Source organism: Sphingomonas sp. Ant20, assembly GCF_000783375.1.
Taxonomy (GTDB): Bacteria; Pseudomonadota; Alphaproteobacteria; order Sphingomonadales; family Sphingomonadaceae; genus Sphingomonas; species Sphingomonas aerolata.
In genome coordinates this window covers 1-17,746 of record NZ_JRVI01000076.1, presented here as the reverse complement: position 1 = coordinate 17,746, position 17,746 = coordinate 1, and the positions used below count along the sequence as shown (strand labels likewise).

The window sequence follows — 17,746 nt, the reverse complement described above, 5'->3', positions numbered from 1 at the left end:
CTGCGCCACCTCACGCGCGCCGCCGCCGCATCGCGCGTCGCCGCCTTGCGCTGGAGATCCGCCTTCGAGATGAACCCGCGATCGACCAGCTGCTGCGCACGGTCGAGCTCCGCCTGCGCGATCGTCTCGTCCGACCGCGCCACCGATACGGATGCCGACAGCGATGCCGCGGTCTCGGTCTGGACCGAGCGGTCGACCGTCGCGAGCACCTGCCCCGCCGCGACCCCACTGGCCCGGCTCGACCAGCACGCGCGTGATCATGCCGCCCTCGCCCGCGACGCCGACGGGCATCTCGCGCCGCGCGGCCAGCGTACCGGTCGCGGCGATCACGCGGTCGACGGTCTGGCGACCGGGCACGATGACGGTGACGCTCGGAATCTGCTCGGTCGGCGCGCCGGGCGCCGCCGCATCCTTCTTGCCCGATCCGAACGCGAACCAGGCGATGGCGAGCGCCGCGAGGATGACGACCACCGCGATGATGATGTTGCGACGGGTATGCGACGGCGGCGTCTGATCCGTCAGCACCTGCTGCGGCTCGCCGCCGATCGTCCTGCTTCGTAGTTCATGCGCGCGCTATCCCCGTCCCGACCCGAATCCGCCGGACCACTCGCCAGCTGTATTATATAAATAGATCACCGTGCTCAAGCCCCCCGGCACGCCGCGCAGCCAAATGTCAGACATGACCAGGATCGCACCTGTCTGCAAGCTGCACGCGACGTTCAGCCTGCGTTGACCCGGCTTCGATCAATCGCGAAAGCAGGCTGACTTACAGGGAGACACGATATGACCAGGTTCACCATGATCGCGACGCTGGCGGCGGTTCCGCTTGCCGCCGCGATCCCCGCCGCCGCTTCGGCACAGGCGCAGGCGTCGACGGTCGAACCGATGGTCCCCGCGACCGGGACCGTGCTCGACGCAGCGCCGAGGGCCGCACCACGCGCGTGCCCGATGTCGCGACGATCCGTGCGGGTGTCGTCTCGCAGGCGACGACCGCCGCGGCCGCGCTGGCGGACAATGCGCAGCGGATGAACCGCGTCCTCGCGGCATTGAAGAAGGCCGGGGTCGCGCCGCGCGACATCGCCACCGCGACGGTCGGGCTCGCGCCGCAATATCGCTATGCCGACAACCAGCCGCCGGCGGTCACCGGCTATCAGGCGACCAACAGCGTTTCGATCCGCTTCCGCGACGTGGCGAAGTCGGGCGCGATCCTCGATGCGCTGGTCGCCGAAGGCGCGAACCAGATCGACGGGCCCAATCTGTCGATCGACCAGCCCGATGCGGCACTGGACGAGGCGCGGGCCGATGCGGTCAAGCGCGCGCGTGCCCGCGCCGAGATCTATGCGCGGTCGGCCGGCATGCGCGTCTCGCGAATCGTCTCGATCACCGAGAATGGCGAGAATGGCGGCAACCCGAACCCGCCGGTCTTCATGGCGCGCGCTCGATGGCCAAGGACAGTACGCAGATCGTCGCGGGCGAGAAGGACGTCACCGTTTCGGTCTCGGTCCGCTTCCTGCTGAACTGAGCGCACGGAAAAAGGGCCGCCCGGTCGCCCGGACGGCCCTTTTTTCAACGCTGTGTAGCGACCGCTCTTAGCGGACGCTGCCGCGGCGCACGAGGTTGACGATCGCGAGCAGCACGATCGCGCCAAGCAGCGACACGATGAAGGAGGTCAGCGTCAGCGGTGCGCTGTTGATCGAGCCACCCGACAGGATCAGGCCGCCGATGAAGGCGCCGACGATGCCGACGATGATGTTCAGGAAGATGCCCTGCTGCGCGTCGGTGCGCATGATCATGCTGGCAATCCAGCCAATGACACCGCCGATGATCAGCCAAAGAATGATACCCATTTTACTTTCCCTCCGTTGTTCCCGTAGCCGGGCGATGGCGGAAAGACGTGCGAGCACGGACGTTTGTTCCGCCCGCGTTTTGATTATGTAGGCTGATTCGGGTCAGTATTTTTGCTGCCTTTCGTACAGCGACTTATAGTGCTGGATCCGCGTCACGCGCAGGCCCGGCATCCCCGACCGGTCGATCGCGCGCTGCCATCCGGCAAATTCCTCGACCGTCAGTCCATAGCGGTCGCAGACCTCGTCGACCGACAACAGACCGCCATTGACCGCGGCGACGACCTCGGCCTTGCGGCGTACGACCCACCGCGTCGTGCTGGGCGGCGGCAGCGAATCCAGCGTCAATTGCTCGCCAAGCGGTCCGATGACCTTGGCAGGGCGGAACTTCTGGTTCTCGATCATTTACAACCTCTGATCGGGGGCGGGGGCCCCCTCTCGATACGTGGCTACGACCCGTAGCCAAGGGAGTTGAAGAATGGCTGAAACGCCGCGGTAAACGCCGCGGTCATTCCTGTTTCCATCGCGTCAAGGCATCCGCCATTGGCCCGTTGAACGCCCCGTGGACGGGGGCGAACAGCTTGGGATCGATCGCACCCCGCGAAAACCCGGCCTGAACCGCCGCGGTCGGGCTCGCCGCCTGACGCGCGGCGATCCCGACGATCAACACCGCCAGGTCACCGGGCAGAACGGTCAGCTCGGCCTCTCGATCGAAACGGGGGAAGCTCAGATCCAACGCGACACTCGCAAAACACCAACTAGAGGTTCCGTCTAAACGCCGGGGAATGAAAACGAGGTAAAGTTCGGGACAAAGAGTTGTCGCGCCTGTCGCTTTTTTTGCAACGCCTCGTCGCAGAGACTATGGTGTACCGATGGAACAGGCGGATTTTCAGCTCGGCGGCGCGACACCAGGGTCGGGGTCGCTGGCCGGTCGACGGATCGTCGTCGCGATGTCGGGCGGGGTCGACAGCTCGGTCGTCGCGGCGCTCGCGCATGCGACCGGCGCGGAGACGATCGGCGTGACGTTGCAGCTCTACGACCACGGCGAGGCGGTCGGCCGCGCGGGCTCGTGCTGCGCGGGCCGCGACATTCGCGACGCGCGCGCGTCTGCGACCGGCTGGGCATCGCGCATTACGTCTTCGATCATGAATCGAGCTTTCGCGAACAGGTCGTCGACACCTTTGCCGACGCTTATCTCGCGGGGCGCACGCCGATTCCGTGCGTCCAGTGCAACATGGGGCCCAAGTTCACGGATCTGCTGAAGCTCGCGCGCGATCTCGGCGCGGACTGCCTGGCGACCGGCCATTATGTCCGCCGCGTCGAGGGCGCGCACGGCGCCGAACTCCACCGCGGCGCGGATCCTGCCCGCGACCAGAGCTATTTCCTGTTCGCGACGACGCAGGCGCAGCTCGACTATCTGCGCTTCCCGCTCGGCGGCCTGCCCAAGCCGCGCGTGCGCGAGATCGCGGCCGAACTCGGCCTCGGCGTCGCGGCCAAGCCCGACAGCAGGATATCTGCTTCGTCCCCGACGGCGATTACGCCGGACTGGTCAAGAAGCTGCGCCCGGAGGCGGATACCGCGGGCGATATCGTCGATATCGGCGGCATGAAGCTCGGCGAGCATCGCGGGCTGATCCACTTCACCGTCGGCCAGCGTCGCGGACTGGAGATCGGCGGCAGCCCCGAGCCGCTCTATGTCGTGCGCGTCGAACCCGACACGCGGCGCGTCGTGGTCGGTCCGCGCCGTGCGCTCGCGGTTTCGGCGGCGCAGCTGAGCGACATCAACTGGCTCGGCGACGATTTCACCGGGCCGCTCACCGCCAAGGTGCGCTCGATGGCCAAGCCCGTCCCGGCCCGCCTGATCGGCGACCGCGTCGTGTTCGACTCACCCGAATATGGTGTAGCCCCGGGGCAGGCGACCGTCCTCTATGCCGGCGACCGCGTGCTCGGCGGCGGCTGGATCGCGTCGACCGAGGCGGCACTCGCCGCCGCCTGACGCGTTGGGCGTGGCATGGATATCGACGACCTGCGCCGCCAGATGGAAGCCGCCGCCGCGGCGATGGACTTCGAGAGCGCGGGGCGGCTGCGCGACCAGATCAGCCTGCTCCGCGGCGGCGGCACCGTCGCCGACACCGCGGGACTCACCCGCCAGCAACCTGGCGCGATGGGTCTGGGCACCAGCCAGCAACGTCTGACCCCGCCGCCCGGCTGGGTGAAACCCAAGAGGCCTGACCCGATGACCAAGGGCCGCAAGCGCTAGCCGCCACGCCGCTCCTCTTCCGTCATCCTGACGAAAGTCAGGATCCAGGGTAACGAAGCAAGACGATCCTGGCTCTGGATCCTGACTTTCGTCAGGATGACGTAGAGTTAGACCGTGATCACGGCAGCAGGAACGTGCCCTCGATCACCGTCACGCACGCACCGCCAAGCACCACCCGGTCGCCCTCGAGCCGGCACGTCAGCCGCCCCCCGCGCGCGCTTGCCTGGAACGCGGTGAAACTGTCGCCCAGCGTCTGCGCCCAGTACGGCACCATCACCGCATGCGCCGACCCCGTCACCGGATCCTCGTCGATAGCATAATAAGGCGTGAAGACGCGGCTGACGATCGCGGTCGCCGCCCCCTTCGCCGCGACGATCGCGACGATCGGAAACTTCGCCAGCGCGACGAAATCGGGTTTCAGGTTGCGGACGATCGCCTCGTCCTCGACGATCACCAGCGCATAGCCCTTGTCGTGCCACAGCGTCTCGACCGGCGAATCGATCGTCAGTGCCGCGACGATCTCCGGCATCGCCTTCGGCGCGGGCGCCCAGGCTGGCAGCTCGAGCGTGTATCCGCCATCCGCGCAGGCGACCTCGAGGATCCCGGCCTGCCGCGTCGCGAACCGGACGCGGTCACGGGCAGTATCCGACGACAGCACGAAATGCCCGCTTGCCAGCGTCGCATGACCGCACAACGCGACCTCCGCGCCCGGCGTGAACCAGCGCAGGTCGAAATCGACGCCCTCTTCGGCGGAGGGGACGATGAACGCGGTCTCGCTCAGGTTGTTCTCCTGCGCAATATCCAGCAGCACCGCATCGTCGAGCCACGCGGACAACGGCATCACCGCCGCCGGATTGCCCGCAAAGGCCGTGTCGGCGAACGCATCGATCTGCGCGAACGGTATTCTCATGCTGCTGCCCCTCTGCCCGTTGTCGATCGCCGCAGGTTAAACCCGCTTGCCAAACCAATGCGGCGTCACGTCCGCCTCGACCAGCGGATTGTCGGTATCGACATGCCCTTCGGGATCGAGGTGGATCAGCACCTCGACCTTGGGAAAGGCGGTGCGAAGGTTGCGTTCGACCGCCTCGACGATGTCGTGCGCATGCGCGACGGTCAGGTCGCGCGCGACCTCCATGTGGAACTGCGCGAAATCATGGCTGCCCGACCGGCGAGTGCGGAAGTCATGGATGCCGCGGATGCCGGGTTGGCGCGCGGCGACGTCGAGGAATTGCGCGCGCAGGTCCTCGGGCCATTCCTTGTCCATCAACTGGTCGATCGCGTTCGACGATGCCGAGAAGGCACCCCAGGCGAGCCACAAGGCGATGACGATGCCGAAGATCGGATCCGCCCCGCTCCACCCCAGATACTGGTCGAGCACCAATGCGACGATCACCGACCCGTTGAGCAGCACGTCCGACTGGTAATGGACATTGTCTGCCAGGATCGCGACCGATCCGGTCTGGCGGATGATCCGGCGCTGATAGGCGAGCAGGAACACCGTCGCGACGATCGCGACGACCGACACGCCGATGCCGAAATCGGCGCCCGTGGTCGGCTGCGGATCGTTGAATGCGAGGATCGCGCGCCAGGCGATGCCCGCCGCCGACGCGGTGATCAGCATCACCTGGAACAGCGCGGCGAGCGCCTCTGCCTTGCCGTGGCCGAAACGGTGGTCGTGATCGGCAGGCGTCGCCGCCAGCCGCACGCCGTACAGCGTGACGAGGCTCGCGAGCAGGTCGAGCGCGGTGTCGGCGAGCGAGCCGAGCATCGCGACCGATCCGGTCGTCCACGCCGCAAAGCCCTTCAGCAGCAGCAGGAAACACGCCATCGCGACGCTGGCGAGCGCCGCGCGCGTCGCCAGCGGGATAACCCTGCGGCGTTCGTCCTGGGTCATGGGAACAGCAATCCTTCGGTCCAGCCTTCACCGTCGCGCAAGAACAGTCGCCGCTCATGTAGGCGGTGTTCGCGGTCCTGCCACAGCTCGATGCGATCGGGCGCGATCCGGTACCCGCCCCAGTGCGGCGGGCGCGGCACGTCGCCACCCTCGAACCGCGCCTGCGCCTCGGCAAAACGGCGTTCGAACGTGTCGCGCGTGTCGAGCGGGCGCGATTGCTCCGACGCCCATGCCCCGAGTTGCGAATCACGGCCGCGCGTCGCGAAATAGGCGTCCGATTCCGCATCGCTCACAAGGCTGACGCGCCCCTCGATCCGGACCTGCCGGCGCAGCGACTTCCAGTGGAAGAGCAACGCCGCATGCGCGTTCGCGGTCAGCTCGCCCGCCTTGCGGCTCTCGCGGTTGGTGTAGATGACGAAACCATCGGGGCCATGCCCTTTCAGCAGCACCATCCGCACCGACGGACGTCCCTGCGCATCCGCAGTGGCGAGGGCTACAGCGTTGGAGTCGTTGATTTCTGTTTGCCTGGCCTCGGCGTACCAGGCCTCGAACAGCGTGATCGGGTTATCGGACATGGCAGCGCCATAGCGAAACTTGGCGGGCCGCGAAACAGCGCACGGCACGGCGCTCACGGAACGACTCGCCACGCCGACGATTGAATCGGTTTCGCAACGAAGGAAACCGCACCGTGGCAGCGCGCGCCTATTGGCAGGGACAGATCCGGCTCGCGCTGGTCTCGATCCCGGTCGAGATCTACTCCGCCACCAAATCGGGTGCGGCCGTCTCGTTCAAGCAGATCCACGAACCCTCGGGCCAGCCGATCCATTACGACAAGGTCGTCACCGGCGTCGGCCCGGTCGACGCCGACGAGATCATGAAGGGCTATGAGGTCGAAAAGGGCGAATATGTCCTGCTGAACCAGGACGAGATCGACGCGGTGAAGCTCGAATCGAAGAAGACGCTCGAACTCACCCAGTTCGTCGATGCGAGCGAGATCGACGTGCTCTATTACGAGAAGCCCTATTTCGTCGTCCCTGCGGACGATCTGGCGGAGGAGGCGTTCATCGTCCTGCGTGAGGCGCTGCGCCGTACGAAAAAGGTCGGGCTCGGCCAGCTGGCGATGCGCGGCCGCGAATATGTCGTCAGCCTCAAGCCGTGCGGGCGCGGCTTGGTGCTCGAGACGCTGCGCTACGCGGACGAGGTGCACAAGGCGCAGGGCTATTTCCGCGATATCCCCGACGACAAGCCGTCCGAGGAGCTCCTCGAACTCGCCGAGGCGCTGATCGAGAAGCGCAGCGGCGACTTCCACCCGCAGGACTTCCACGATCGGTATGTCGACGCGCTGAAGGACCTGATCGAACGCAAGCGCAAGGCGAACGGCAAGACGATCATCGACGACAAGGACAGCGGCGAGAGCAAGGGGTCTAACGTGGTCGACCTGATGGCGGCGCTGAAGAAGTCGATGGAGAAATCGGGCGGCACGGCCGCGGCTTCGAAGAAGGCACCCGCCAAGAAAGCTCCGGCCAAGACCGCGCCGAAGACCGCGACCAAGTCTCCGGCCAAGAAACGTGCGTAACGCCCCCTGTTGTGTCCCTGCGAAGGCGGGGACCCAGCCTGGGCTCCCGCCTTCGCGGGAGACCGATGGTGGCTGACACCCCCGACCCCCTCGCGCGGTACAACGCCAAGCGGGACTTCGCGAAGACCGCCGAACCCGCCGGCACGCTGACCCCCGGCAACGGCAACAGCTTCATGGTGCAGAAGCACGACGCCACCCGCCTCCACTGGGACCTGCGCCTGGAGGTCGACGGCGTCCTCAAAAGCTGGGCGGTCACCCGCGGCCCTAGCCTCGACCCGGACGAAAAGCGCCTCGCGGTCCGCACCGAGGACCATCCCTTGAGCTACGCCACGTTCGAAGGCGCGATCCCCGCGGGCGAATATGGCGGCGGCACGGTGATGCTGTGGGACCGCGGCACCTGGGCACCGATCAAGGGCAAGGCGGCCAAGGACCTCGACAAGGGGCATCTCCATTTCGTCCTCGATGGCGAGCGGATGAAGGGCGAATGGCTGCTGATCCGCCTGAAACCCCGCGCGAAGGAAAAGCGCGAGAACTGGCTGCTCCGCAAGATCGACGACGCCGCGGCGGGCGGCACCGACACGCTGGTCGACGAAGCGCTGACAAGCGTGTCCACGGGGCGGACCATGGCGGAGATCGCGGAGGGGAAGAAGCCGGCACGCGCAAGCAAACCCGCCCCCTCCCCGTCATCCCGGCGAAAGCCGGGACCCAGAACCAAGAGCGATGCACATGGGGCCCTGGGTCCTGGCGTTCGCCAGGATGACGGGAAACTGCCGCCGTTTCAGGACGTTCAGCTCTGCACGCTCGTCGACTCCGTCCCCACCGGCACCGCCTGGCTGCACGAGGTCAAATATGACGGCTACCGCGCGCTCGTCGCGGTCGCGAACGGCGAGGCCAAGGTCTTCACCCGCACCGGCCTCGACTGGACCGAAAAGTTCGCCGGAATCGCTGCCGCCGCCGCGAAGCTCCCCGTAAAATCCGCGCTGATCGACGGCGAGATCGTCGCCTTCAAGGACGGCCACCCCGATTTCTCGACGCTGAAGGACGCGATCTCGAACGGCGGAGACATGACGCTGTTCGCGTTCGACCTGCTCGAAGTCGACGGCGAGGACCTGACCGGCCTGTCCAATCTCGACCGCAAGGCCCGCCTCGAACCGCTGATCCCGGCCGATGACGACCGCCTGCGCTATTCGGACCACGTCATCGGCGCGGGCGAGCAATTGTTCGAGACGATGTGCCGCGAGGGCCTCGAAGGCATCGTCTCGAAACGCGCCGACGCGCCCTATCAGGGCAACCGGACCAAGGCGTGGCTCAAGATCAAATGCACGCACCGCCAGGAATTCGTCATCGTCGGCTGGCTCCCGTCCGACAAGAAGCGCGGCTTCAAGTCGCTGCTGCTCGGCGTCCGCGACGGCAAGACCTATCGCTATGCGGGCAAGGTCGGCACCGGCTTCGACCAGGCGCTGATGGACGAGCTGCGCGGCAAGCTCGATGCGCTCGACCGCAAGACGCCGACCGTCGAGGCCCCGAAAGCCGCGGTCCGCGGCGCGCACTGGGTGACGCCGAAGCTCGTCGCGGAGATCGCCTTTGCTGAAACCACCCCCGACGGCGTGCTGCGCCATTCAAGCTTCATCGGCCTGCGCGAGGACAAGGCGGCCAAGGACGTCGTCGCCGAGACCCCCGCCCCGCTACCCCGATGCCGCTCCCGCGACCACAATAAAGATCACCAACCGCGACCGCGTGATCTTCGACGACTCCGACGTAACCAAGGGTGATCTCGCCGATTATTATACCGCGCTGTCGGGCCTCATCCTCCCCTTCGCGGGCAACCGCCCGATCAGCCTCGTCCGCTGTCCGCAAGGCCGGTCGCGCGCCTGCTTCTTCCAGAAACATGACGCCGGCAGCTTCGGCGACGCGGTCCATCAGGTACCGATCCGCGAGAACGACGGGTCGACCGAGGACTATCTCTATGTCGACGACGCCGACGGGCTCGTCGCCTGCGTCCAGATGGGGACGATCGAGTTCCACGGCTGGGGATCCTCCAACGAGACGCTCGAAAAGCCCGACCGGCTCGTCTTCGATCTCGACCCCGACGAGGGCCTCGACTTCGACGATACGAAGAAGGCCGCGGAGTTTCTGAAGACGCAGCTCGCCGAACTGGGGCTCGTCAGCTTCGCAATGCTGTCAGGCGGCAAGGGCGTCCATGTCGTCGTCCCGCTCACCCCCAAAGCGGAATGGCCCGCGGTCAAGGATTTCGCCGACCGTTTCGCGCGGGCGCTGGCAAGTGCCGAGCCCGACCGGTTCGTGGCATCGATGGCCAAGGCCAAGCGCAAGGGCCGCATCTTCATCGACTGGCTCCGCAACCAGCGCGGCAGCACCGCGGTGATGCCCTATTCCGCCCGCGCCCGCGCCGGCGCACCTGTCGCCGCCCCCGTATCATGGAGCGAATTGCGCGACATCGACACCGCCGTCCGCTGGGGCGTGCGCGACGCCGAAGACCTGATCGCACGCGCCGGGGCACGCGGGTTGAAGGGCTGGGGTGTGGCGGACCAGGTGTTGCCGGATTTCTGAACACGCGGCAGCCTCCCCTAACCCCCGCACTCCACCCCGCCGAAGGCCGGGCCCAATTGGGGGACGCCCGTGATAAGGGGTAGCAAGGCCGTTACCCCCTCCACCATGGCCCCGGCCTCCGCCGGGGTGGAAGGCGTAGGCGAAACACGCCCCGCAGACACGCTTTTAGGTTGCACCGCGGCGGCGAAAGGTGAAACACCCCCCGCCACGCATCAAGGGCAGCAAGGCATGGAGATGGCGACGCAATCCACGCCCCCGACCGATACGGCGCAATCAAGCGCCTATGACGCGACACGCCATGCCGAGCGCTGGATCGCCGACTATTGCGTGCGCAGCACCGCTGCCGACATGCTCTGCCCCGCCGCCGACGGCAGCATCGACCCCGCCTGGACCGCGACCTTCGCCGAGCTCGCGATGGTCGCTCGGACGATCTCGGCCATGTCCGCGAACGCGTCCAGCGTCACGCGGTCGACATCGGCACCGGCTTCCGCATCGCCGACGAACCCGACGAGCGTCCCTGGCCCGTCTCCCCCCGTCCCGCTGCTGATCGAGGCGGACGCATGGGCGCGGATCGCGGCGGGCGTCGTCCAGCGTGCGACGTTGATGGAAACGGTGATCGCCGATCTGTACGGCGAGGGAAAGCTGGTCGCGGACGGCCATATCCCCGCCGCGCTCGTCACCGGCAGCCCGTTCTTCCTGCGGCCGATGGTGGGGCTCGATCCGCCGGGCGGCCGCCATCTCGATTTCATCGCGATCGATCTCGGCCGCGGACCGAGCGGCGAATGGCGCGTGCTCGCCGACCACCTGCGCGCGCCCGCGGGTGCGGGCTATGCGCTCGAGAACCGGCTCGCGGTCGGCCGCACGCTCGGCGGGTTGCAGGCGCGGTTGAACGTCCAGCGCCACGCGCCCTTTTTCGCCGCGTTCCGCGCCGGGCTGGCGGCGATGTGCAAGCGCACCGATCCCCGCATCGGGCTGCTCACCCCCGGCCGGTTCAACCCGAGCTATCCCGAACAGGCGCATCTCGCGCGCTATCTGGGGCTGCTGCTCGTCGAGGGCGCAGATCTCGCCGCGCTCGAGGACAAGCTCTATGTCCGCACGATCGGCGGGCTGAAGCGGATCGACGCGTTGTGGCGGCGGCTCGATCCGCGGCTGCTCGATCCGCTGGCGTTCGACACGCATTCGCAGATCGGCGTGCCCGGCCTGATCGACGCCTATGCCGCGGGCAATGTCGTGCTGTCGAACGCGCCCGGCTCCGCGGTGCTTGAGGCCCCCGCCTTCTCCGCCTTTCTGCCGCAACTCGCACGCACGATGCTCGGCGAAGACCTGCTGCTGCCCAACATCGCGACCTGGTGGTGCGGGCAGGACGCGGCGCGCACCGCGGTCGAGGCCGATCTCGACCGGCTGCTGATCGCCCCCGCCTATCACACCCGCCCGCTCGGCTTGCCCAACGGCGCGACCGCGGGTGCCGACATCACCGGCGCCGACCGTGCCGCGCTGCTCGCCGACATGGCCCGCCGCCCGCAGGATTATGTCGGGCAGGAGATCGTTCGCCTGTCGACCATGCCCGTCGTCGTTGGCGACACGCTCGAGCCGCGCCCGTTCACGCTGCGCGTCTTTGCAGCACGCGGCGGCGACGGCGAATGGACCGTGCTGCCTGGCGGGTTCGCGCGGATCGGCGAGCATCCCGACGCGCGCGCCGCGGTGATGGGCGAGGGCATCTGGTCCGCCGATGTCTGCGTCTATGGGCCGGAGCCGGTCGCACCCGTCTCGCTGCTTACCGCGCCCGATTCGCTCCACGTCCGCCGCAATCCCGGCACGCTGCCCAGCCGCGTCGCGGACAATTTCTACTGGCTCGGCCGCTATCTCGAGCGCGGCGAGGCCTTGCTCGCGGCGATCCGCGTGATGCTCGGCAATTCGATCGACGCGGACGGCGGCGCCGTGCTGTCGTCGCAGACCGTCGGCAAGCTCGTCGGGCTGATCGTCGGCAGCGGTGCCGCACCGCATCCCCCCGCGCTGCGCCGTGCCGACCTGACCGCGTTCGCGCGCACCGCGATGGAGGACGAGGGCTGGCAGTCGGTCGCGACGATCAACCGCCATGCGCGTGCGATCGGCGAGGGATCGCGCGACCGGCTGTCCTCGGACATGGTCCGGCTGCTCGAGGCGCCCTTCCCCACGCATCGCGGGATGCTCGAACGCGCCGGTTCGCTCCAGCGCCGCTATGCCGCGATCGCCGGGCTGTCCGCCGAGCATATGGGACGCACCGCGGCGTGGCGGTTCCACGATCTCGGCCGCCGGATCGAGCGCGCGATGGCGATGGCACGCGCGATCCGGCTGTTCGGCATGCCCGGCGCCTCGCCCGACGACCTGTCGGTGCTGCTCGACCTCGCCGACAGCCAGATCACCTATCGCCAGCGCTATCCCACGGGAATCGCGCGCGTGCCGGTCATGGATCTCGTCGCGCTCGACCCCGGCAACCCGCGCAGCCTCGCCTTCTCCGCCGACCGCATCGCCGCGCGGCTCGCCGAGCTGCCGGTGCTCAGCGACGACGAGATGGCCGAACCGCAACAGGCCCAGGCGACCGCACTCATGGCGATCGTGATGACCGCGACCGCCGCCGAGCTGGACGCGGATACGCTGGGCGATGTCGAACGTCGGCTGGCGGGTGTGTCGGACGCGCTGGCGAGACGCTATTTCCTGCAGGGCGCAGAACCGCTCCGCACCAGCGAACTGACGCTCGCATGATCTACGACATCCGCCACGTCACCACCTTCGATTATGGCGCGAGCGTCAAGTTCGCGCGCTGCAATCTCCGGCTGAAGCCGATCGACTGGCCGGGCCAGCGGCTCGACGCCTACACGCTCTCGGTCCACCCCGCGGGCCGGATCAGCCCCGCGCGGGCCGAGGCCGGGCTCGCCAACGTCACGCGGCTCGTGGTCGACAGCCCTGTCCGCCACCTGACGATCGAGAGCCGGTCGCGGATCACGGTCGACCGGCTCGTCCCCGTCCCCGCCGCCGGCGACCCGACGCTCGCCGAGATCGCGGCGCTGGCACGCGCCAGCACCGACCTCTCCGCGGCGAGCCCCGCCACCTATCTCTATCCCTCGCCGCTGATCCCGCTCGACCATGCGATCGCCGATTATTGCGCGGCCGATCTCGACCCCCGCGCGTGGCGCGCTGGAGGCGGGGATCGCACTCGCCCGCCGGATTCAGCGCGAATTCGTATTCGATGCGGATGCGACGCTTGTTGACACCCCGCCGCATGAGGCGTTCCTCCACCGCAAGGGCGTGTGCCAGGATTTCGCGCAGATCATGATCACTGGCCTGCGCGCCGCCGGCCTGCCTGCCGCCTATGCGTCGGGCTATATCCGCACCATCCCGCCCGCAGGCCAGCCGCGGCTGGTCGGCGCGGATGCGACGCACGCCTGGGTCCTATTGTGGTGCGGGCCGGTACACGGCTGGGTCGGGATGGATCCGACCAACGGCATCTGGATGGCGAGCGACCATATCGTCATGGCGGTCGGCCGCGATTATGCCGAGATCGCGCCGGTCGACGGCGTGGTGCTGGGCTCGGGCGCACAGAGCATGGACGTCAGCGTCGACGTCGCTCCGCTCGACGAGGCACCGGTCCGGGTCGCCGGGTAACCTGCTCCACGGTCGTCATCCCCGCGGAGGCGGGGACCCATATACTCGTACGGTTGCGATAGTCTCGCAGGATTGCCGGTATGGGTTCCCGCCTTCGCGGGAATGACGAGACACGCGTCAGTCCTTCCCCTCGTGCGGGTTCGGATAGGATCCGCCGCCACTCTCGCCGCCCTTGTCCTTGGCCGGCGCATCGTTCACCCCGTCCTTCTGCTTGGCACCGTCATCGCCCTCGGGCACGCCCTGCATCGGTTGCTTGTCAGCCATCATCGTCTCCTCTCGCCCGCCAAACGCACGGTACGGGAATTGCGTTGCGCCCGCGGCGGCCCCACATAGACGCGCAAGACAGAGTGGGGACCTAAGTGGCCGATCCGTACAAGACCCTGGGCGTTGCCCGCGACGCGAACGAAGCCGACATCAAGAAGGCGTATCGCAAGCTCGCCAAGGAGCTTCATCCCGATCGCAACAAGGACAATCCGAAGGCATCGGAGAAGTTCAGCCAGGTCACCAACGCGTACGACCTGCTGAACGACAAGGACAAGCGCGCGCGCTTCGATCGCGGCGAGATCGATGGCGACGGAAACCCCGCCGCGCCGTTCGGCTTCGGTGGCGGCGGTGGTGGGCGGCCTCAGCCCGGCGGTGGCTTTCGCAGCGAAGGTTATGAGAGCGGCGGCCCCGACATGAGCGACATCTTCGAGGGGCTGTTCGGCGGCGCCCAGCGCGGCGGTGGCGGCGGATTCGCGAGCGGCTTCGGCCGGCGCCCGCAGCCCAAGGGCGAAAACGTCGCCTATCGCCTGCAGGTCCCGTTCGTCGACGCGGCGACGCTCGAGCCCCAGCGTGTCACGCTCTCCGATGGCAAGACGCTCGATCTGAAACTGCCCGCAGGCGTCGAGAGTGGCACGCAGATGAAGCTCGCGGGCAAGGGCGAGCAGGGCCCGGGCGGCGCCGGCGATGCGATCCTGACGATCGACGTCCAGCCGCACCGCTTCTTCACGCGCGACGGCGATGACGTCCGCATCGACCTGCCGATCAGCCTCGCCGAGGCGGTGCTCGGCGGCTCGATCAAGGCGCCGACGGTCGAAAAGCCGGTCATGCTGACGATCCCGAAGGGCACGACCTCGGGCAAGACGCTGCGCCTCAAGGGCAAGGGCTTCCACAAGAAGACCGGTGGCCGCGGCGATCAGCTCGTCACGCTGATGATCGACATTCCGGCCGACAACAAGGCGCTTGCCGACTTCGTCGAGGGCTGGGCGAAGAGCAATACCGGGAACCCGCGGGGGGCCATGGGCGTCTGAACGCCTTGTGAACGACAGCAATCTTACGCCCGAGGCGCGCGCCCATGATCATGGCGGCACGCGCCGGCGCCTCAATCGCGGCATGGCGAAGGTCAAGCCGGGCAGCCATGCGTTCGAGGTCGTCAAGCGTGCCGCGGTCGGCGTGTTCAACGACGGCTTCATCCACGCGGGCAACCTCGCCTATCTCGCGCTGATGACGGTCTTTCCGTTCTTCATCGTGGCGGCTGCTATCCTGTCGCTGTTCGGGCAGAGCACCGAGACGATCCGTGCGGTCGAATCCTTCCTCCATGTTCTACCCCCCAACGTCGCCGACCTGTTGCGCAAACCGATCGCCGACGTGCTCGCCGCGCGCACCGGCTCGCTGCTGTGGCTCGGCGCGGTCGTCGGGCTGTGGACCGTCGGCAGCTTCGTCGAGACGATCCGCGACATCTTCCACCGCGCCTACGGGATCAAGGCGACCGCACCCTTCTGGAAATCGCGGCTCGGATCGTCCGCGGTGATCGTCGGCTCGGTGATCATGGCGCTGCTCTCCTTCCTGGTACAGGGCATCCTGACCGCGGCCGAACAGTTCATCTACCGCCTCGTCCCCTTCGCGCAGGACGCCGCGGGCTGGGTCGGCCTGTCGCGTCTAATCCCCGCGCTGCTGATGTTCGGCGCGCTGTACTTGCTGTTCTACTCGGTGACGCCGTCGCGCTATCGCTATTCGAAATGCCGCAAATGGCCCGGAGCGCTCTTCACCGCCGTCTGGTGGATCAGCGCGACCGCGTTGCTGCCGATCGTCCTGTCGAGCCTGGGTGGCTATGACCTGACCTATGGCAGCTTGGCGGGCGTCGTCATCATGCTGCTGTTCTTCTACGTCATCGGTCTGGGGCTGGTATTCGGGGCACATTTGAACGCGGCACTGGCGGAACCCCTCGAAACAGCGCTAGAGCAACCGGCTGACGAGGTAGAGGCGAAGGCGAGAACGGCGTGAACGGTTTGATGGCGGGCAAGCGTGGGTTGATCATGGGGCTGGCGAACGACAAGTCGCTGGCCTGGGGGATCGCCAAGAAGCTGTCCGAGGCCGGCGCGGAGCTCGCGTTCAGCTATCAGGGCGAGACGATGGAGAAGCGCGTCCGCCCGCTCGCCGAGCAACTGGGCGTCGCGCGGCTGTTCGACTGCGACGTCTCCGACATGGGTGCGCTCGACGCGACCTTTGCCAAGCTGGCAGAGGAATGGCCGACGATCGACTTCGTCGTCCATGCGATCGGCTTTTCGGACAAGAACGAGCTGCGCGGACGGTTCGTCGATACCAGCCTCGACAATTTCCTGATGACGATGAACATCAGCGTCTATTCGTTCGTCGCGGTCGCCCAGCGCGCGGCGAAGATGATGAACCCGGGCGGATCGATGCTGACGCTCAGCTATTACGGCGCCGAGAAGGTCATCCCGCATTACAACGTGATGGGCGTCGCCAAGGCCGCGCTCGAGACGAGCGTGCAGTATCTCGCGGTTGATCTTGGCCGCGACAATATCCGCGTCAACGCGATCTCGGCCGGCCCGATCAAGACGCTGGCCGCGAGTGGGATCGGCGACTTCCGCCTGATCCTGAAGTGGAACGAGCTGAACTCGCCGCTCAAGCGCAACGTGACGATCGACGATGTCGGCGGCGCCGGGCTGTACCTGCTCAGCGACCTCGCATCGGGCGTCACGGGCGAAACCCACCATGTCGACGCCGGCTACAACGTGATCGGCATGAAAGCCGAAGACGCCCCCGACATCGCGCTGGTGTAGGCGGAAGAGGCACAGACTACCCCCTCTCCCTTCAGGAGAGAGGGAGGGACCCGTGCGAAGCATGGGAGGGTGAGGGGATGAAACGGCCACCCGGCGTCGCAGCGCGAGACCGTCAACGTGATGCACGCAAAGCGCCCACCGAGCCCGAACATCGCCTCTGGCAAATCCTCCGCAACCGCCAGCTGGCCGGCCTCAAATTCCGCCGCCAAGTTTGGATTGGTCCCTATATCGTCGACTTTCTTTGCGCCAAAATTGCGCTCGTCATCGAAATCGACGGTGACACGCACGCGTCCGCCGATGCGCAGGCCTATGACAAACGGCGAACCGCGTTATTAGAAGCCGAAGGCTACCGGATATGCCGGTTCGGGAATGATGACGTGATGACGAATATCGATGGTGTTGCTGCGGCGATCGTCGCCCGCGCCAACGCCCCCTCACCCTCCCACCGCGTTGCGGCGGGGCCCCTCCCTCTCCCCCGAGGGGAGAGGGTTTTGAGCGTCAACACGTTCGGGCGGATGTTCCGCTTCACCACCTGGGGCGAGTCCCACGGACCCGCGCTCGGCGCGGTGGTCGACGGCTGCCCCCCCGGCATCCCCCTCACCGAAGCCGATATCCAGCCCTGGCTCGACAAGCGCCGTCCCGGCACCTCGCGCTTCACCACGCAGCGGCGCGAGCCCGACGCGGTGCGGATCCTCTCGGGCGTGTTCGACGGCCGCACCACCGGCACGCCGATCAGCCTGATGATCGAGAATGTCGACCAGCGCTCGAAGGACTATTCGGACGTCGCCAAGGCCTATCGTCCCGGCCATGCGACTATGCCTATGACGCCAAATACGGCTTTCGCGACTATCGCGGCGGCGGCCGGTCGTCGGCGCGCGAGACCGCGGCGCGCGTCGCG

At 67.4% G+C, this 17,746-nt stretch carries 12 protein-coding genes and 8 pseudogenes; 12 read left to right on the top strand and 8 right to left on the bottom strand.

Annotation, left to right across the window (positions count from 1 at the left end):
- Positions 1 to 525, bottom strand: a pseudogene (locus NI18_RS11445) (efflux RND transporter periplasmic adaptor subunit); the annotation flags it as partial.
- Positions 526 to 798: 273 nt separating this feature from the next.
- Between NI18_RS11445 and NI18_RS11440 the strand changes: the two are divergent.
- Positions 799 to 1,522, top strand: a pseudogene (locus NI18_RS11440) (SIMPL domain-containing protein).
- A gap of 67 nt (positions 1,523 to 1,589) precedes the next feature.
- Here the strand turns inward: NI18_RS11440 and NI18_RS11435 are convergent.
- The 3 genes from NI18_RS11435 to NI18_RS11425 form a co-directional block, all read right to left on the bottom strand.
- A complete protein-coding gene (locus NI18_RS11435; RefSeq protein ID WP_031393003.1) occupies positions 1,590 to 1,847 on the bottom strand; it encodes a GlsB/YeaQ/YmgE family stress response membrane protein in 258 nt (85 codons plus the stop codon).
- 102 nt (positions 1,848 to 1,949) lie between these two features.
- Positions 1,950 to 2,249 carry a DUF1153 domain-containing protein gene (locus tag NI18_RS11430; RefSeq protein ID WP_031393004.1) on the bottom strand — a complete coding sequence of 100 codons (300 nt, stop codon included), beginning with the start codon at positions 2,247 to 2,249 and terminating at the stop codon, positions 1,950 to 1,952.
- 103 nt (positions 2,250 to 2,352) lie between these two features.
- Positions 2,353 to 2,580 (bottom strand): hypothetical protein, encoded by a 228-nt coding sequence (locus tag NI18_RS11425; RefSeq protein ID WP_031393005.1) that lies wholly within the window; start codon positions 2,578 to 2,580, stop codon positions 2,353 to 2,355.
- A 136-nt stretch (positions 2,581 to 2,716) separates the two neighbouring features.
- Here NI18_RS11425 and mnmA point away from each other — a divergent pair.
- Positions 2,717 to 3,839: pseudogene (gene mnmA / locus NI18_RS11420) on the top strand (tRNA 2-thiouridine(34) synthase MnmA).
- A gap of 15 nt (positions 3,840 to 3,854) precedes the next feature.
- Complete coding sequence (locus NI18_RS11415) at positions 3,855 to 4,103, top strand: UvrB/UvrC motif-containing protein (protein WP_037529983.1); 249 nt, start codon at positions 3,855 to 3,857, stop codon at positions 4,101 to 4,103.
- A 118-nt stretch (positions 4,104 to 4,221) separates the two neighbouring features.
- Here the strand turns inward: NI18_RS11415 and NI18_RS11410 are convergent, their stop codons facing one another.
- The 3 genes from NI18_RS11410 to pdxH are packed head-to-tail and all read right to left on the bottom strand — an operon-like array spanning position 4,222 to position 6,572.
- Positions 4,222 to 5,013 (bottom strand): PhzF family phenazine biosynthesis protein, encoded by a 792-nt coding sequence (locus NI18_RS11410; protein ID WP_031393117.1) that lies wholly within the window; start codon positions 5,011 to 5,013, stop codon positions 4,222 to 4,224.
- Between the two features lie 36 nt (positions 5,014 to 5,049).
- On the bottom strand, positions 5,050 to 5,997 hold the full coding sequence (locus NI18_RS11405; protein ID WP_037529981.1) for a cation diffusion facilitator family transporter: 948 nt from the start codon (positions 5,995 to 5,997) through the stop codon (positions 5,050 to 5,052).
- Positions 5,994 to 6,572 carry a pyridoxamine 5'-phosphate oxidase gene (pdxH, locus tag NI18_RS11400; protein WP_037529979.1) on the bottom strand — a complete coding sequence of 193 codons (579 nt, stop codon included), beginning with the start codon at positions 6,570 to 6,572 and terminating at the stop codon, positions 5,994 to 5,996. The genes NI18_RS11405 and pdxH overlap by 4 nt, the downstream gene beginning before the upstream one ends.
- A 113-nt stretch (positions 6,573 to 6,685) precedes the next feature.
- On the opposite strand from pdxH, the gene NI18_RS11395 reads away from it, so the two are divergent.
- The 4 genes and pseudogenes from NI18_RS11395 to NI18_RS11380 all read left to right on the top strand — a co-directional run bounded on the left by NI18_RS11395 (position 6,686) and on the right by NI18_RS11380 (position 13,783).
- The gene (locus NI18_RS11395; RefSeq protein WP_037529978.1) at positions 6,686 to 7,573 is read left to right on the top strand and encodes a Ku protein; all 888 of its coding nucleotides are present in this window, start codon (positions 6,686 to 6,688) and stop codon (positions 7,571 to 7,573) included.
- A 65-nt stretch (positions 7,574 to 7,638) separates the two neighbouring features.
- Positions 7,639 to 10,141: pseudogene (ligD, locus tag NI18_RS11390) on the top strand (DNA ligase D).
- Positions 10,142 to 10,375: 234 nt separating this feature from the next.
- Positions 10,376 to 12,883, top strand: a pseudogene (locus NI18_RS11385) (circularly permuted type 2 ATP-grasp protein).
- Positions 12,880 to 13,783: pseudogene (locus NI18_RS11380) on the top strand (transglutaminase family protein). The pseudogenes NI18_RS11385 and NI18_RS11380 overlap by 4 nt, the downstream one beginning before the upstream one ends.
- Before the next feature lie 117 nt (positions 13,784 to 13,900).
- Here the strand turns inward: NI18_RS11380 and NI18_RS25055 are convergent.
- Positions 13,901 to 14,047 (bottom strand): hypothetical protein, encoded by a 147-nt coding sequence (locus NI18_RS25055; protein ID WP_156360378.1) that lies wholly within the window; start codon positions 14,045 to 14,047, stop codon positions 13,901 to 13,903.
- 95 nt (positions 14,048 to 14,142) lie between these two features.
- Here NI18_RS25055 and NI18_RS11375 point away from each other — a divergent pair, with 95 nt between their 5' ends.
- The 5 genes and pseudogenes from NI18_RS11375 to NI18_RS11360 form a co-directional block, all read left to right on the top strand.
- The gene (locus NI18_RS11375; protein WP_082446926.1) at positions 14,143 to 15,075 is read left to right on the top strand and encodes a J domain-containing protein; all 933 of its coding nucleotides are present in this window, start codon (positions 14,143 to 14,145) and stop codon (positions 15,073 to 15,075) included.
- 7 nt (positions 15,076 to 15,082) lie between these two features.
- A complete protein-coding gene (locus NI18_RS11370) occupies positions 15,083 to 16,048 on the top strand; it encodes a YihY/virulence factor BrkB family protein (RefSeq protein WP_037529977.1) in 966 nt (321 codons plus the stop codon).
- Entirely contained in the window at positions 16,045 to 16,848 is an 804-nt protein-coding gene (fabI, locus tag NI18_RS11365; protein WP_107930438.1) for an enoyl-ACP reductase FabI, read from the top strand. Before NI18_RS11370 ends, fabI begins: the two co-directional genes overlap by 4 nt.
- A gap of 77 nt (positions 16,849 to 16,925) precedes the next feature.
- Positions 16,926 to 17,207, top strand: a pseudogene (locus tag NI18_RS23360) (endonuclease domain-containing protein); the annotation flags it as partial.
- Positions 17,208 to 17,339: 132 nt separating this feature from the next.
- A pseudogene (locus tag NI18_RS11360) lies at positions 17,340 to 17,746 on the top strand (chorismate synthase); the annotation flags it as partial.